The organism is Streptomyces sp. NPDC005955, assembly GCF_042871255.1.
In the GTDB taxonomy this organism is placed as follows: Bacteria; Actinomycetota; Actinomycetes; order Streptomycetales; family Streptomycetaceae; genus Streptomyces.
Genome location: NZ_JBIAIF010000003.1, coordinates 502,459 through 516,411, shown reverse-complemented (window position 1 = coordinate 516,411; position 13,953 = coordinate 502,459). Strand labels below are relative to the sequence as shown.

Below are 13,953 nucleotides of genomic sequence, written 5' to 3'. Positions count from 1 at the left end.
CGCATTTCACCATCCGGACACCGGACGGTACCGGAGGTCAAGCGGTCAGCTCCTGCGAGGGGCGGCTCAGCGGGGTGGTGCGGGGGACGGGGACCGTCGGCCGGCCCCGGTGCTGTCCGGGGCCCAGGACGTCGGCGGCCTTGGTGCGGGGACCCCTCTGGTCGGGTCGGGTCGGCGACCAGGGGTCCTCGGGGAGCGGGAGGGCTTCGTTGCCCACAGCGCTTACGGCTCATGCCCAGCCGTCAAAGATTCGAAACCGCGCGGTAACAGTTGTCTCCGCGACTTCTCGCGTACCTCACCGGTGCCGGGCGCCCGACGTCATCCTACGGCCGTCCCGATGAGCACGCCCAGGAAGTAGGTCAGGGCGGCGGCCGCACCGCCCAGGACCAGCTGGCGCAGTCCGCTGTACCACCAGGACCGTGCGGTCACCTTCGCCACGACCGCCCCGCACAGGAACAGTCCGACGAGCGCCACCAGCACCGCGGGCCACAGGGCCCCGGCGCCCAGCAGGTACGGCAGCACGGGCAGCAGCGCGCCCAGGGCGAAGGCCGCGAAGGACGAGACGGCGGCGACCGTCGGGGACGGCAGGTCGGTGGGATCGACGCCCAGCTCCTCGCGGGCGTGGATCTCCAGCGCCTGTTCGGGGTCCTTCGACAGCTGTCGCGCGACCTCGCGGGCCAGTTCCGGCTCCACGCCCCGGGCCTCGTACAGCTGTGCCAGTTCGCGTTCCTCGTCCTGCGGGTGCTTGCGCAGCTCCCGGCGCTCCACCGCCAGCTCGGCCTGCACCAACTCCCGCTGCGAGGCCACCGAGGTGTACTCCCCCGCCGCCATCGAGAACGCGCCCGCCGCGAGGCCCGCGAGACCGGTGATCACGATCGTCCGCTGGGAGACGTCACCGCCGGCGACACCGGTCATCAGGGCCAGGTTGGAGACCAGGCCGTCCATCGCGCCGAACACCGCGGGCCGCAGCCACCCACCGTTGACGTCCCGGTGCGTGTGGTTGTCCCGGTGCGCCTCATGAAGGGGCGCCTGAGTGTCGATGATGGCCATGGCCCCGCCGACTCCCTTCCTCGATCTTCGTACGAACACTCCCGAACTTACGCACGAAAAACGTCTCTCACCAGCAAGGAAGGCCATACTTACCCGCCGCGGCCGGGGTGCTGGCGGGTGCGGGCACGCCGAGAGGGGACGGACACGTGGTCCGTCCCCTCTTCGGTGCGTGCGGTGCGTGCGGTGCGGCCGCGCGGGACCGGTCAGCCCTTGTCGGCTCCGGACCCCGCCGCCTTCGTCGTCGGTCCCCGCGGCTTGCGGGGCTCCTTGCCCGCCCCGTCGCCGGTCTCCTCGGCCGCGTCAGCGGCGTCGGTGTCCGCGTCGGCGGCGTCGGTCGGGCCCTCGGTGGAGTCCGTGGTCCCCGTGCCCTCGGCCGGCTCGACGATCTCCTCGCGGCCGGGGCGCTTCTTCAGCGACAGCACGAAGTAGACGACGGCGAGCACGAAGACCAGGAGCGCCGTCCAGTTGTTGAGGCGCAGCCCGAAGATGTGGTGGGCCTCGTCGACCCGCAGGTACTCGATCCAGAAGCGGCCGACGCAGTAGGAGGCGACGTACAGGGCGAAGGCCCGTCCGTGTCCCAGCCGGAAGCGGCGGTCCGCCCAGATGACCAGGACGGCGACGCCCACGCACCACAGCGACTCGTACAGGAACGTCGGGTGGTACGTCCCGGGGACGCGACCGTCGGTGGAGGCGGTGATCTCCACGGCCCAGGGCAGGTCGGTGGGCCGACCGTACAGCTCCTGGTTGAACCAGTTGCCCCAGCGGCCGACGGCCTGGGCGAGGGCGATGCCCGGGGCGACCGCGTCCGCGTAGGCGGGCAGCGGGATGCCGCGCTGGCGACAGCCGATCCAGGCGCCGAGCGCACCGAAGGCGATGGCGCCCCAGATGCCGAGGCCGCCCTCCCAGATCTTGAAGGCGTCGACCCAGTCCCGGCCCGCACCGAAGTACAGCTCGTAATCGGTGATCACGTGGTAGATGCGACCGCCGACCAGGCCGAAGGGCACGGCCCAGACGGCGATGTCGGCGACCGTTCCGGCCCGTCCGCCCCGGGCGATCCAGCGGCGGTTGCCGAGCCAGACCGCCAGGAAGACACCGATGATGATGCAGAACGCGTAGCCGCGGAGCGGGATGGGCCCGAGATGCACCACACCGCGTGACGGGCTGGGGATGAAGGCAAGTTCCATGGCAGGTCCGACGCTACCCTGACCGGCGCCGCATCCGACAACCGACCCCGGACACGTCTGGGTAACGGGCCCGGCCGTGGTGCGGGGCGCGGGGCCCTTGTCCGATCTTGTCTCGATGTCGGCGCCCCGCCGCCCCTGCCGGACCGCTCCGGTCAGCTCCGGTCAGTCCCGGGTCAGCCCTGGTCGGCGTTCTCGACCAGTTGCTTGAGCTTCGCCGGGGTCAACGGGTTCGCCTGGTCGCCGTAGACGTCCTTGCCGTTCAGCAGGACGGTCGGGGTGCCCCGCAGGTCGCCGTCCTGGAACGCCTTGTTGGACTTGGCGACCCAACTGTTGTGCGTACCGTCGTTGACGCAGCTGCGGAAGGAGTCCGTGGCGAGGCCGTCGACCTCGCCGGCGAGGTCGATCAGCTTGGCGTTGCTGGCGAAGGCGTCATCGGTCTCGGCGGGCTGGTTCGCGAAGAGGACGTCGTGGTAGGCGGGGAACTTCCCGACCTCCTGGGCGCAGGCCGCCGCATTGGCCGCGTGCAGCGAACCGCTGCCGCCCATGTTGCCGTCGATCAGGGTCGCGAAGCGGTAGTCGACCTTGAGCTTGCCGCTGTCGGTCAGCTCGTGGATGGTCGACCGGTAGGTGTCCTCGAAGATCTTGCAGACGGGACAGCGGAAGTCCTCCCAGATCGTGAGGGTCGACTTGGCGTTGCTCTCGCCCACCGGGATGACCAACCCGTCCTGCCCGGTGGCGCCCTTCGGCACGACCACGGGACCCGAGGTCTCGCCCTTGCTGCCGCCGGAGTTCGCGGCGATCACGCCGATCACGCTGGCCAACCCCAGCACGCCGACGACGGCGCTGCTGACGATCAGGGTCCGGCGGCGCTTCTCGCGCCCCTTCTCACGCTCGCGTTCGACCGCCAGCCGCTCGCGGGCTGTGCGCTTTCCCTCACGGTTCTTGTCACTCACACCCGGCAAACGACACAGTGCCGCCGCCGTCCCCACCCGACGGGAGGACCATCCCTTCGGGTGAAGCGGCCCCGAGGGGAGCTCCCGGAACCGCCACCGCTCCGGGGCGCGCGCACGATGACCGCGCGCCCCGGAGCGGGACCGGCTCAGCGGTGGCTTCGCACGCCCTCGGCGAGCTCGGCGGCCAGTTGTCGCACCGCGGCCAGGCCCTCGGCGGGGCCCTCCGCGTCCAGCATCCGCTTGACGAAGGCCGAGCCGACGATCACCCCGTCGGCGAAGCCGGCGACCTCGGCGGCCTGTCGGGCGTTGGACACCCCGAGCCCGACGCAGACCGGCAGCTCGGTGCTGGTGCGGGTGCGGCGCACCAGGTCCTGCGCCTGCTCCCCCACCGACTCCCGGGTGCCGGTGACCCCCATCAGTGAGGCGGCGTAGACGAATCCGGAGCCGGCGGCCGTGATCTCGGCCAACCGGGCGTCCCGGCTGCTGGGCGCCACGACGAACACGGTCACGAGCCCGTGCTTGTCGGCGTTCTCCCGCCACGGCGCCGACTCCTGGACCGGCAGGTCGGGCAGGATGCAGCCGGCGCCGCCGGCCTCGGCCAGCTCCGCGGTGAACCGCTCGACGCCGTAGCGGTCGATCGGGTTCCAGTACGTCATCACCAGGACCGGCTTGCCGGTGGCGAGGAACGCCTCGCGGACCGTGCGCATCACGTCCGCGATCCGCACCCCGCCGCGCAGCGCGATGTCGTCGGCGGTCTGGATGACCGGCCCGTCCAGGACGGGGTCGCTGTGCGGGAGCCCGACCTCCACGACGTCGGCCCCGCCCTCGAAGACCGCCTTGACGGCGTCGATGCCGCCGTCGACGGTGGGGAACCCGGCCGGGAGGTAGGCGATGAGGGCCGACCGGCCCTCGGCGCGCGCCCCGGCGAGGGTGGCGCTCAACAGTTCGCCCTGGCCGCCGAGGTGCGCTGCGGCCTCCGGAGCGCTGGTGCTGGTCGTCCCGCTCACTTCGCGTCCCCCTGGATCTCGGCGGCGCCGCCGTCGCTGTTCGCCGCGACGACGGCGTCGGTGTGGGCGGCGGTGTCGCCGTCGTCGTACAGCCCGAAGTACCGCGCGGCGGTGTCCATGTCCTTGTCGCCGCGTCCGGAGAGGTTCACCAGGACCAGTCCGTCCGGACCGAGTTCCCGGCCCACCTCCAGGGCGCCGGCCAGCGCGTGCGCGCTCTCGATGGCCGGGATGATGCCCTCGGTGCGGGACAGCAGGCGCAGCGCCTGCATCGCGGCGTCGTCCGTGACGGCGCGGTACTCGCCGCGCCCGCTGTCCTTGAGGTAGGCGTGCTCGGGGCCGATGCCCGGGTAGTCGAGACCCGCGGAGATGGAGTAGGGCTCGGTGATCTGGCCCTCGTCGTCCTGGAGGACGTACGAGCGGGAGCCGTGCAGGATGCCCGGCTCGCCGGCGGTCAGGGTCGCCGCGTGCTCCCCGGTTTCGATGCCGTGCCCGGCCGGTTCGCAGCCGATGAGCCGGACCGCGGCGTCCGGGAGGAACGCGTGGAACAGACCGATGGCGTTGGAGCCGCCGCCGACGCAGGCCACGGCGGCGTCGGGCAGTCGGCCGGCCCGCTCCAGGATCTGTCGGCGGGCCTCGACGCCGATGACCCGGTGGAAGTCGCGCACCATGGCCGGGAAGGGGTGCGGGCCCGCGACGGTGCCGAACAGGTAGTGGGTGCGGTCCACGTTGGCGACCCAGTCGCGGAACGCCTCGTTGATGGCGTCCTTGAGGGTGCGGGAACCGGACTTCACGGCGACGACCTCGGCGCCGAGGATGCGCATCCGGGCGACGTTCAGCGCCTGGCGCTGGGTGTCGATCTCGCCCATGTAGATGGTGCATTCGAGGCCGAACAGTGCACAGGCGGTGGCGGTGGCCACGCCGTGCTGTCCGGCACCGGTCTCGGCGATCACGCGGGTCTTGCCCATGCGCTTGGTGAGCAGGGCCTGCCCGAGCACGTTGTTGATCTTGTGCGAGCCGGTGTGGTTGAGGTCCTCGCGCTTGAGGAACACCCGGGCGCCGCCGGCGTGTTCGGCGAAGCGCGGGACCTCGGTCAGGGCGCTGGGACGCCCCGTGTAGTGGACGAGGAGGTCTTCGAGTTCGGCGGCGAACACGGGGTCCGTCTTGGCCTTGTCGTACTCGACGGCGACCTCGTCGACGGCGGCCACCAGGGCCTCCGGGATGAACTTCCCGCCGAACGCGCCGAAGTACCCCTCGACGTCGGGGACCCGACCCTCGGGGTCGGGGACAAAGAAATCACTGGGCATGTGTGTTCCTCGCGGGGCGCAGTGCCCCGGATGTAGTCCGACGATGGCCACGGTGCACAGGACGGCGCGGCGGCCGGGCGGGCGCGGTCCCGGGCGGGCCCGGCGCCGGTGCGCCGAACCGCCCGGACCGCGTGTCGTCCCGGCGTGACCGGTCACCGCACCGGGTCCGGACCGCGGGGCGTGCGTCAGCCCCGCGCGGACCCCGCCGTACGGGTGGTCTGCCTTGCTCCTGTGCCGTCGGGGGCGCACCATCGCATCCCGTTGACCTGCCCCGGCTCGTCCCCGATCACGTACCGCACCCGGCGTCCGCGGACCTTGCGCGCGGGCGCGCGGCAGCCGCGCGGCTTGCAGCCGCGGGCGAGTCGGGACGCGATGGGCACCGGTCGGTCAGCTCCTGCCGTGCCGCAGGGCGGGGTGCGCGCCGGCGGCGACGAGGTCGGACACGGCGGTCTTGGGGTCCTTGCCGGTCACCAGGGACTCTCCGACGAGCACCGCGTCGGCGCCGGCGTTGGCGTACGCGATGAGGTCGTGCGGACCGCGCACGCCCGACTCGGCGATCTTGACGATCCCGTCCGGGATCTCCGGCGCGACCCGGTCGAAGGTGGCCCGGTCGACCTTGAGGGTCTTGAGGTTGCGGGCGTTCACGCCGATCACCCGGGCGCCCGCGTCGACGGCCCGTTCCACCTCGTCCTCGTCGTGGACCTCCACCAGCGGGGTCAGCCCGATGGACTCGGCCCGCTCGATGAGCGACACCAGGGCGGGCTGGTCGAGGGCGGCCACGATCAGCAGCGCGAGGTCGGCCCCGTACGCACGGGCCTCCCACAGCTGGTAGGAGGTGACGATGAAGTCCTTGCGCAGGACGGGGATGTCCACCCGGGCCCGGACGGCCTCCAGGTCGGCGAGGGAGCCGCCGAACCTGCGCTGTTCGGTGAGGACGGAGATGACGGCGGCGCCGCCCGCCTGGTAGTCCGCGGCGAGCGCCGCGGGATCGGCGATCGCGGCGAGCGCGCCCTTGGAGGGGCTCGACCGCTTCACCTCGCAGATGACCTGGACGCCCTCGCCGCGGAGTGCGGCGGCGCCGTCGCGGACCGCGGGAGCCTTCGCCGCGCGCTCCTTGAGCTCGTCGAGGCTGACCCGCGCCTGCCTTTCCGCGAGGTCGGCACGGACTCCGTCGATGATCTCGTCGAGCACACTCACGCGAGCGGCCCCCTTCCCTGACGGTTGACGTGTGAGGCGGTGATCCCGGATCGCCGGTGAGCGGTTCGGGTGGTCACTGTGATGGTATCCGCAGGACCGCAGCGGGTCCGCATCCGGTGCCGTGCGGTCCCACTACCTGGACGTTCTTTGATGATCAAGGTCTGAGCCAGCCACCGAACGGCAGGTTCCGGACAACCGTGAAGGCGGCCAGCAGCGCGCCGGTGGCCCAGAGCACCGCGGTGGGCGGAACGACGCCGAAGGAGCGTCCGCGTGCGCTCCGCACCGCCCACGTCGTCCACAGGACGGCGAAGGCGAGGTAGGCGAGGACGGCGGGTGCGTTGGCGCCCAGGGCGGCGCCCAGGTCCCCGTGGACGAAGGCGTGGGCGCTGCGCAGTCCGCCGCAGCCCGGACAGAGCAGGCCGGTGAGCCGGAACAGCGGACAGGCAGGGTAGTGGCCGGGTTCGCCCGGGTCCACCGCACCCACGTAGGCGAAGCCCGCGGCCACCGCGCCGAGGACGCCCACCGGCACCAGGAGCCGCCGCAGGGGCGGGTCGGGGCGGGTCGGGGCCGCTCCGGCGGGGGCCGGGGCCGGGACGTACTCGGATTCGGCGCTCACGCGAGCATTCTGCCCCCGGTGTCCCGCCCGCGCGCGACGTGCGGGGCGGGCGGGGGTCGTCTCCCCCCAGAACGCGCGGGCTGGCCCCGGACGCACGGAAGGCGGGCCCCGGTGTGGTCACCCGGCCCGCCCGTCCCCCGGGGCGCGTCGCGCGGGTCGGCCCCCGCGCGCGGCGTCCCCGTGGCCTCAGCTCTCGGCGCGGAGGATGTCCTTGGGCCGCTTCTGTCCCATGCCGGCCATGCTCATGGCGCCGCCGACGATCGGGGAGAGCGCGAGGATCGCCATGCCGGCCCAGAAGCCGACCGTGTTCGCCATGACCATGAAGGCACCCGCAACGCAGAAACCCACGAAGGCGATGATGACGCTGACCCAGGCGGCCGGGGTGTGACCGTGGCTGCTGCCCGACATGACTTGCTCCTCGTTGCTGAAAGGCGGCTGTGTGCGACCGGCTGCGCGTAGCGACCCGGACGCTCGGGGTCATTCTCCCGCACGGAGGGGTCCGGTGTGCGCGCGGGGTGGGCGGCGGCGCGCGCCCGTACGGCTGAACGGGGGCCGAGGGCCCCTCCTCCTGGGCGTCCCCCTACGTGGCGGGCGACGGGCCGTCCGCCTGGGTGGGGTCCTCACCGCGGTCGATGGCCTTCCACAGGTCCTCGGGGCGGTCGGGGTCGACGACCGGGGCGCGGCGACGGCGCGGGGTGCCGTCGCGTTCGTAGCGGCCGGACATGGCGGGCCACAGCCGGCCGTAACGCAGCGCCAGGAGCCCCGCGAGCAGGATGAGCAGTCCCCCGGCGGCGGCGACGTACGGCCAGCTGCTGTGGCTGAGGGCGTCCACGGTCGCGGAGGCGTCGCCCGAGACCTCGGCGGCCCGGTCGTCCAGGGCCGCGCTGTCGCTCGCGCCGAGCACGGCGGCGACGACGGTGCCCGCACCGCAGAGGGTGAGCAGCGCGGCGACGAGCACCCGACCGGCCCGGCGGACCGCGAACACGGCGACCAGTGCGGCGAGTCCGACGACCGCGAGGGCCGCGGGAACGCCGGTCACCTCGCTGCCCTTGGCGGTCAGCGGGAAGTCACCGCCCGGGACGGAGGCCGTGCCCTCGGTCCACCCCTGACGGCTGGCCAGCAGGGCGACGGCGGAACCGACCGCGCCCAGCAACAGGGCGACGGCCAGGCTGCGGAGCCCGGCCCGGCCCCCGGCGGACGGTCGTTCGGTGCCCCCACGGGGCTGCGGTACGGCGGAAGTCACTCCCCCACTATCCCTTGCCCGACCCGCCGGACCGACCCGGGGGTGGGGCCCGTCAGCCGCGCCCGGTGTCCCGGGCGCCGGCGAGGCGGTTCGCCGTGTGGACGGCCCGGAGCACGGCCGCCGCCTTGTTGCGGCACTCCTGGTCCTCCATCTCGGGGTCGGAGTCGGCGACGACCCCGGCCCCGGCCTGCACGTACGCCGTGCCGTCGCGCAGCAGGGCGGTGCGGATGGCGATGGCCGTGTCGGAGTCCCCGGCGAAGTCCAGGTAGCCGACGCACCCGCCGTACAGGCCGCGCCGGGAGGGCTCCAGCTCGTCGATGATCTGCATGGCCCGGGGCTTGGGCGCGCCGGAGAGCGTCCCGGCGGGGAAGCAGGCGGTCAGCACGTCGTACGCGGTGCGGCCGGGGGCGACCCGGCCGGTGACCGTGGAGACGATGTGCATCACGTGCGAGTACCGCTCGATGGACATGAAGTCGACGACCTCGACGGAACCCGGCTCGCAGACCCGGCCGAGGTCGTTGCGGCCGAGGTCGACCAGCATCAGGTGCTCGGCGCGTTCCTTGGGGTCGGCGAGGAGTTCGTCGGCGAGGGCCTGGTCCTCCTGGGGCGTGGCGCCGCGCGGCCGGGTGCCGGCGATGGGGTGCAGCAGGGCGTGCCCGTCCTCGACCTTGACCAGGGCTTCCGGCGAGGAGCCGACGACGTCGAACCCGTCGAAGCGGATCAGGTACATGTACGGGGACGGGTTGGTGGCCCGCAGGACCCGGTACACGTCCAGGGCGCTCGCTTCGCACGGGGTCTCGAAGCGCTGGGAGGGCACCACCTGGAACGCCTCGCCGGCGCGGATGCGCTCCTTGATGTCCGCCACGGCCAGCTGGTAGTCGGGGCCGCCCCAGCGGGCGGTGAACTCGGGCAGCTCCGAGGGCGGCAGCGCCGCGGGGGGCTGGGCGAGCGGCCGGGAGAGGTCGGCCTCCATGGCGTCGAGCCGGGCGACGGCGTCGGCCCACGCCTCGTCCACCCCGGTGTCGAGGTCGTTGTGGTTGATGGCGTTGGCGATGAGCATCACCGTGCCGTTCCAGTGGTCGAGCACGGCGAGGTCCGAGGTGAGCAGCATGGTCAGCTCGGGCAGCTTCAGGTCGTCCTGTTCGCCGGGGCCGATCTTCTCCAGGCGGCGCACGATGTCGTACCCGAGGTAGCCGACCATGCCGCCGGTGAACGGGGGCATCCCGGCGGTGAGGTCGCGGGGGGTGTGCAGGGTCTCGACGGTGGCGCGCAGCGCGGCGAGCGGGTCGCCGTCGACGGGGACGCCCACCGGCGGGGTGCCCTGCCAGTGCGCCCGGCCGTCCCGGGTGGTGAGGGTGGCGGCGCTGCGGACCCCGACGAAGGAGTAGCGGGACCAGGAGCGGCCGTTCTCGGCGGACTCCAGCAGGAAGGTGCCGGGGCGTTCGGCGGCGAGCTTGCGGTACAGCCCGACCGGGGTGTCGCCGTCCGCGAGGAGGGTGCGGCTGACGGGGACGACGCGGCGGTCGGCGGCGAGCTTGCGGAAGGTCTCCAGGTCCATGGCGGGTGACCCTACTGGCCCAGCGGCAGGGTGCCGGCATCGAAGCAGGTGCGGTCGCCGGTGTGACAGGCGGCGCCGACCTGGTCGACCTTGACGAGGAGGGTGTCCGCGTCGCAGTCGAGGGCGACGGACTTGACGTGCTGGACGTGTCCGGAGGTGTCGCCCTTGACCCAGTACTCGCGGCGGCTGCGGGACCAGTAGGTGCAGCGGCCGGTGGTGAGCGTGCGGTGCAGCGCCTCGTCGTCCATCCACCCCAGCATGAGCACCTCGCCGGTGTCGTACTGCTGGGCGATGGCGGGCAGGAGGCCGTCCGGGGTGCGCTTGAGGCGGGCGGCGATCCGCGGGTCGAGGGCGCCGGGCTCACGGGGCGTGCTGGTCATGCCGTCCATTGTGCTGCACCCGGGTGGTCCGGTGGGGCGGCGGTCCGCTCACTGGACGCGTTCGGGGGGCGCGCGGGGGCACCCGTCCGGACGGGGCGGGGGAGCCGGACGGCGGGGGCGAGGGGGAGCCGGCGGACGGGGGCGGGGGTGCACCCGGGGGGCGGGGCGGAGGGGGCCGGAGGGCGGGGGGCGGGGGTCGTCGCCTGGCAGGGCCGCGGGGGGCGCCGTACCCTGGGCCGCATGTCGACCCATGCGAAACGCGAACGACTGCTCCTCGCTGACCTGTTGGAGTCGGCGGGACCCGAGGCGCCGACGCTCTGCGAGGGCTGGCGGACGCGGGACCTGGCGGCGCACGTCGTGGTGCGCGAGCGCCGCGCGGACGCGGCCGGCGGAATCCTCTTCAAGCCCCTCGCGGACCGGCTGGAGCGGGTGCAGGCGGAGTTCGCGGCCAAGCCGTACGAGGAACTGATCCAACTGATCCGGACGGGCCCGCCGAAGTTCTCGCCGTTCTCGTTGAAGCAGGTGGACGAGGCGTCGAACGCGGTGGAGTTCTACGTCCACGCCGAGGACGTGCGCCGGGCGCAGCCCGACTGGACGCCGCGCCCCCTGGACCCGGTCTTCTCGGACTCCCTGTGGTCCCGGCTGGAGCGCACCGCGCGGCTACTGGGGCGCAAGCTCCCGGTGGGCGTGGTGCTGCGGCGCCCGGACGGTCAGACGGTGGTCGCCCACCGCGGCACGCCCGTGGTGACGGTCACGGGCGAGCCGGGTGAGCTGTTGATGTTCGCGTTCGGCCGCCAGGACGCCGCTTCGGTGGACCTGGCGGGCGACCAGGAGGCCGTCGAGAAGCTCCACGGGGCGAAGCAGATCGGCATCTGACGTCCACGGGGCCGACGGACGCCGCAGCTGACGTCCGTCGGGGCCGGCGCCCGGGCTCAGCGCACCGGGTGGCCGGCCTCCCGCAGGGTGTCCTTGACCTCGCCGATCCGCAGGTCGCCGAAGTGGAAGACGGAGGCGGCGAGCACCGCGTCGGCGCCCGCGGCGACGGCCGGCGGGAAGTCCGCGAGCCGTCCGGCGCCGCCGGAGGCGATGACCGGCACCGTGACGTGACGGCGCACGGCGGTGATCATCTCCAGGTCGTAGCCGTCCTTGGTGCCGTCGGCGTCCATCGAGTTGAGCAGGATCTCGCCGGCGCCGAGGTCGGCGGCGCGGTGGGCCCATTCGACGGCGTCGAGCCCGGTGCCCCGGCGCCCGCCGTGGGTGGTCACCTCGAAGGTGCCCGCGGGGGTGCGGCGGGCGTCGACGGACAGGACGAGCACCTGACGGCCGAAGCGCTCGGCGATCTCCCGGATGAGGTCGGGGCGGGCGATGGCGGCGGTGTTGACGCCGACCTTGTCCGCGCCGGCGCGCAGCAGCTTGTCGACGTCCTCGGCGGTGCGGACGCCGCCGCCGACGGTCAGCGGGATGAACACCTGCTCGGCGGTCCGGCGGACCACGTCGTAGGTGGTCTCCCGGTTGCCGGACGAGGCGGTGATGTCGAGGAAGGTCAGCTCGTCGGCGCCTTCGGCGTCGTACACCCGGGCCATCTCGACGGGGTCGCCCGCGTCCCGCAGGTTCTCGAAGTTGACGCCTTTGACGACCCGGCCGCCGTCGACGTCCAGACAGGGGATGACACGGACCGCGAGGCTCATGCTGCACCGCCCCGGTACGCCTCGACCTCGACCTCGACCAGGAGCCGCGGGTCGACGAACCCGGACACGATGATCATGGAGGCGGCGGGGCGGACGGCGTCGAACAGCTCCTTGTGGGCGCGGCCGACCTCGTCCACGTCCCGGGCGTGGGTGAGGTACATCCGGGTCCGCACGACGTGTTCGGCGCCCAGGCCCAGCTGCGCCAGGGCGTCGAACGCGACCCGGAAGGAGTTGACCGCCTGCTCGTGGGGGCCGCCGTCGGCGATCTTGCCGTCGACCACCGAGGTGCAGCCGGAGACCAGGACGAGGCCGTTCGGCAGCTCCACCGCGCGGGAGTAGCCGAAGGCCTCCTCCCAGGGGGCGCCCGTCACCACCTTGCGCACGGAGTCGGTCATGCGGAAGCCACCGCCTCCAGCGCCTCTTCGAGGGTGAACGCCTCGGCGTAGAGCGCCTTGCCGACGATGGCGCCCTCGACGCCCTGCGGGACGAGGGCGGCGATGGCGCGCAGGTCGTCCAGGGAGGAGACGCCGCCGGAGGCGACGACGGGACGGTCGGTGGCCGCGCAGACGTTCTTCAGCAGTTCCAGGTTGGGGCCCTGGAGGGTGCCGTCCTTGGCGATGTCGGTGACGACGTAGCGGGCGCAGCCCTCGGCGTCGAGACGGGCGAGGGTCTCGTACAGGTCGCCGCCGTCGCGGGTCCAGCCCCGGCCGCGCAGGGTGGTGCCGCGCACGTCGAGGCCGACGGCGATCTTGTCGCCGTGCTCGGCGATGATCTTGGCGACCCACTCGGGGGTCTCCAGGGCGGCGGTGCCGAGGTTGACCCGGGTGCAGCCGGTGGCGAGGGCGGCGGCGAGCGAGGCGTCGTCGCGGATGCCGCCGGACAGCTCGACCTTGATGTCCATGGCCCCGGCGACCTCGGCGATCAGCGTCCGGTTGTCGCCGGTGCCGAAGGCGGCGTCGAGGTCGACCAGGTGCAGCCACTCGGCGCCCGCCCGCTGCCAGGTGAGGGCCGCCTCCAGCGGGGAGCCGTAGGAGGTCTCCGTACCGGACTCGCCGTGCACGAGGCGGACGGCCTGACCGTCGCGGACGTCGACGGCGGGGAGGAGTTCAAGCGTGCTCACAGGGTTCCGATCCAGTTGGTGAGGAGCTGGGCTCCGGCGTCGCCGGACTTCTCGGGGTGGAACTGGGTGGCCCACAGGGCGCCGTTCTCGACGGCGGCGACGAAGGGCTTTCCGTGCGTGGACCAGGTGACGAGCGGGGCGCTCATCGCCGGGTTGGTGATCTCCAGGGTCCAGTCCTGGACGGCGTAGGAGTGCACGAAGTAGTAGCGGGCGTCGGCGTCGAGCCCGGCGAACAGCCGGGAGTCGGCGGGCGCGTCGACGGTGTTCCAGCCCATGTGCGGCACCACGTCGGCCTGGAGGTGCTCGACGGTGCCGGGCCACTGGTCGAGGCCCTCGGTCCGCTCGCCGTGTTCGATGCCCTCGGCGAAGAGGATCTGCATGCCGACGCAGATGCCCAGGACGGGTCGGCCGCCGGAGAGCCGGCGGTCGACGATCCAGTCGCCGCGGGCCTGGCTGAGGCCGTTCATGCAGGCGGCGAACGCGCCGACGCCGGGGACGAGCAGTCCGTCGGCGTTCATCGCGGTGTCGTAGTCGCGGGTGATCTCGACGTCGGCCCCCACCCGGGCGAGGGCGCGTTCCGCGGAGCGGATGTTGCCGAAGCCGTAGTCGAAGACGACCACCTTCTTGCGGCTGCTGCTGGTGCTCAAGGCGGC

18 protein-coding genes are annotated in these 13,953 nt (G+C 73.2%); 1 reads left to right on the top strand and 17 read right to left on the bottom strand.

What is annotated here, in order from left to right; genetic code table 11:
- Positions 1-37 precede the first annotated feature (37 nt).
- The 13 genes from ACFYOU_RS10780 to hisI all read right to left on the bottom strand — a co-directional run bounded on the left by ACFYOU_RS10780 (position 38) and on the right by hisI (position 10,492).
- The gene (locus ACFYOU_RS10780) at positions 38-217 is read right to left on the bottom strand and encodes a hypothetical protein (protein ID WP_387006205.1); all 180 of its coding nucleotides are present in this window, start codon (positions 215-217) and stop codon (positions 38-40) included.
- Between the two features lie 101 nt (positions 218-318).
- The gene (locus ACFYOU_RS10775; protein ID WP_391304746.1) at positions 319-1,050 is read right to left on the bottom strand and encodes a VIT1/CCC1 transporter family protein; all 732 of its coding nucleotides are present in this window, start codon (positions 1,048-1,050) and stop codon (positions 319-321) included.
- Positions 1,051-1,253: 203 nt separating this feature from the next.
- Positions 1,254-2,234 (bottom strand): prolipoprotein diacylglyceryl transferase, encoded by a 981-nt coding sequence (gene lgt, locus ACFYOU_RS10770; protein ID WP_391304744.1) that lies wholly within the window; start codon positions 2,232-2,234, stop codon positions 1,254-1,256.
- A 173-nt stretch (positions 2,235-2,407) separates the two neighbouring features.
- Positions 2,408-3,187 carry a thioredoxin domain-containing protein gene (locus ACFYOU_RS10765; protein ID WP_391304743.1) on the bottom strand — a complete coding sequence of 260 codons (780 nt, stop codon included), beginning with the start codon at positions 3,185-3,187 and terminating at the stop codon, positions 2,408-2,410.
- Positions 3,188-3,333: 146 nt separating this feature from the next.
- Positions 3,334-4,131 (bottom strand): tryptophan synthase subunit alpha, encoded by a 798-nt coding sequence (trpA, locus tag ACFYOU_RS10760; RefSeq protein WP_389761660.1) that lies wholly within the window; start codon positions 4,129-4,131, stop codon positions 3,334-3,336.
- 59 nt (positions 4,132-4,190) lie between these two features.
- Complete coding sequence (gene trpB, locus ACFYOU_RS10755; protein ID WP_391304740.1) at positions 4,191-5,498, bottom strand: tryptophan synthase subunit beta; 1,308 nt, start codon at positions 5,496-5,498, stop codon at positions 4,191-4,193.
- 185 nt (positions 5,499-5,683) lie between these two features.
- The gene (gene trpM / locus ACFYOU_RS10750) at positions 5,684-5,878 is read right to left on the bottom strand and encodes a tryptophan biosynthesis modulator TrpM (protein ID WP_389761430.1); all 195 of its coding nucleotides are present in this window, start codon (positions 5,876-5,878) and stop codon (positions 5,684-5,686) included.
- 7 nt (positions 5,879-5,885) lie between these two features.
- Entirely contained in the window at positions 5,886-6,695 is an 810-nt protein-coding gene (gene trpC / locus ACFYOU_RS10745; RefSeq protein ID WP_387006220.1) for an indole-3-glycerol phosphate synthase TrpC, read from the bottom strand.
- Between the two features lie 154 nt (positions 6,696-6,849).
- Entirely contained in the window at positions 6,850-7,311 is a 462-nt protein-coding gene (locus ACFYOU_RS10740) for a DUF2752 domain-containing protein (protein WP_391304738.1), read from the bottom strand.
- Positions 7,312-7,497: 186 nt separating this feature from the next.
- The gene (locus tag ACFYOU_RS10735) at positions 7,498-7,719 is read right to left on the bottom strand and encodes an HGxxPAAW family protein (protein ID WP_385485502.1); all 222 of its coding nucleotides are present in this window, start codon (positions 7,717-7,719) and stop codon (positions 7,498-7,500) included.
- Between the two features lie 172 nt (positions 7,720-7,891).
- Positions 7,892-8,554, bottom strand: coding sequence for a TIGR02234 family membrane protein (locus tag ACFYOU_RS10730; protein WP_389761437.1), 663 nt, complete (start codon positions 8,552-8,554; stop codon positions 7,892-7,894).
- A 52-nt stretch (positions 8,555-8,606) separates the two neighbouring features.
- Entirely contained in the window at positions 8,607-10,112 is a 1,506-nt protein-coding gene (locus ACFYOU_RS10725) for an anthranilate synthase component I (RefSeq protein ID WP_387006225.1), read from the bottom strand.
- An 11-nt stretch (positions 10,113-10,123) separates the two neighbouring features.
- Positions 10,124-10,492, bottom strand: coding sequence for a phosphoribosyl-AMP cyclohydrolase (gene hisI / locus ACFYOU_RS10720; protein WP_385485508.1), 369 nt, complete (start codon positions 10,490-10,492; stop codon positions 10,124-10,126).
- Between the two features lie 240 nt (positions 10,493-10,732).
- On the opposite strand from hisI, the gene ACFYOU_RS10715 reads away from it, so the two are divergent.
- Complete coding sequence (locus ACFYOU_RS10715; RefSeq protein WP_389761441.1) at positions 10,733-11,368, top strand: TIGR03085 family metal-binding protein; 636 nt, start codon at positions 10,733-10,735, stop codon at positions 11,366-11,368.
- Positions 11,369-11,424: 56 nt separating this feature from the next.
- On the opposite strand, the gene hisF is transcribed toward ACFYOU_RS10715, so the two are convergent.
- Genes hisF through hisH form a run of 4 tightly spaced genes read right to left on the bottom strand, consistent with a single transcriptional unit; the run spans position 11,425 to position 13,947 of the window.
- The gene (hisF, locus tag ACFYOU_RS10710; RefSeq protein ID WP_385485512.1) at positions 11,425-12,180 is read right to left on the bottom strand and encodes an imidazole glycerol phosphate synthase subunit HisF; all 756 of its coding nucleotides are present in this window, start codon (positions 12,178-12,180) and stop codon (positions 11,425-11,427) included.
- Positions 12,177-12,575 carry a Rid family hydrolase gene (locus ACFYOU_RS10705; protein ID WP_391304735.1) on the bottom strand — a complete coding sequence of 133 codons (399 nt, stop codon included), beginning with the start codon at positions 12,573-12,575 and terminating at the stop codon, positions 12,177-12,179. The genes hisF and ACFYOU_RS10705 overlap by 4 nt, the downstream gene beginning before the upstream one ends.
- Positions 12,572-13,300, bottom strand: a complete 729-nt coding sequence (gene priA / locus ACFYOU_RS10700) for a bifunctional 1-(5-phosphoribosyl)-5-((5-phosphoribosylamino)methylideneamino)imidazole-4-carboxamide isomerase/phosphoribosylanthranilate isomerase PriA (protein WP_389761446.1) — start codon at positions 13,298-13,300, stop codon at positions 12,572-12,574. The genes ACFYOU_RS10705 and priA overlap by 4 nt, the downstream gene beginning before the upstream one ends.
- Entirely contained in the window at positions 13,297-13,947 is a 651-nt protein-coding gene (hisH, locus tag ACFYOU_RS10695; RefSeq protein ID WP_387006240.1) for an imidazole glycerol phosphate synthase subunit HisH, read from the bottom strand. The genes priA and hisH overlap by 4 nt, the downstream gene beginning before the upstream one ends.
- Positions 13,948-13,953: the final 6 nt, after the last annotated feature.

Excerpts from the sequence above, each read along its gene's own strand:
- ACFYOU_RS10705 (WP_391304735.1), bottom strand. The coding sequence starts at position 12,575 with ATGACCGACTCCGTGCGCAAGGTGGTGACGGGCGCCCCCTGGGAGGAG.
- ACFYOU_RS10715 (WP_389761441.1), top strand. The coding sequence starts at position 10,733 with ATGTCGACCCATGCGAAACGCGAACGACTGCTCCTCGCTGACCTGTTG.
- hisF (WP_385485512.1), bottom strand. The coding sequence starts at position 12,180 with ATGAGCCTCGCGGTCCGTGTCATCCCCTGTCTGGACGTCGACGGCGGC.
- hisI (WP_385485508.1), bottom strand. The coding sequence starts at position 10,492 with ATGACCAGCACGCCCCGTGAGCCCGGCGCCCTCGACCCGCGGATCGCC.
- trpB (WP_391304740.1), bottom strand. The coding sequence starts at position 5,498 with ATGCCCAGTGATTTCTTTGTCCCCGACCCCGAGGGTCGGGTCCCCGAC.
- ACFYOU_RS10725 (WP_387006225.1), bottom strand. The coding sequence starts at position 10,112 with ATGGACCTGGAGACCTTCCGCAAGCTCGCCGCCGACCGCCGCGTCGTC.
- ACFYOU_RS10735 (WP_385485502.1), bottom strand. The coding sequence starts at position 7,719 with ATGTCGGGCAGCAGCCACGGTCACACCCCGGCCGCCTGGGTCAGCGTC.
- lgt (WP_391304744.1), bottom strand. The coding sequence starts at position 2,234 with ATGGAACTTGCCTTCATCCCCAGCCCGTCACGCGGTGTGGTGCATCTC.
- ACFYOU_RS10775 (WP_391304746.1), bottom strand. The coding sequence starts at position 1,050 with ATGGCCATCATCGACACTCAGGCGCCCCTTCATGAGGCGCACCGGGAC.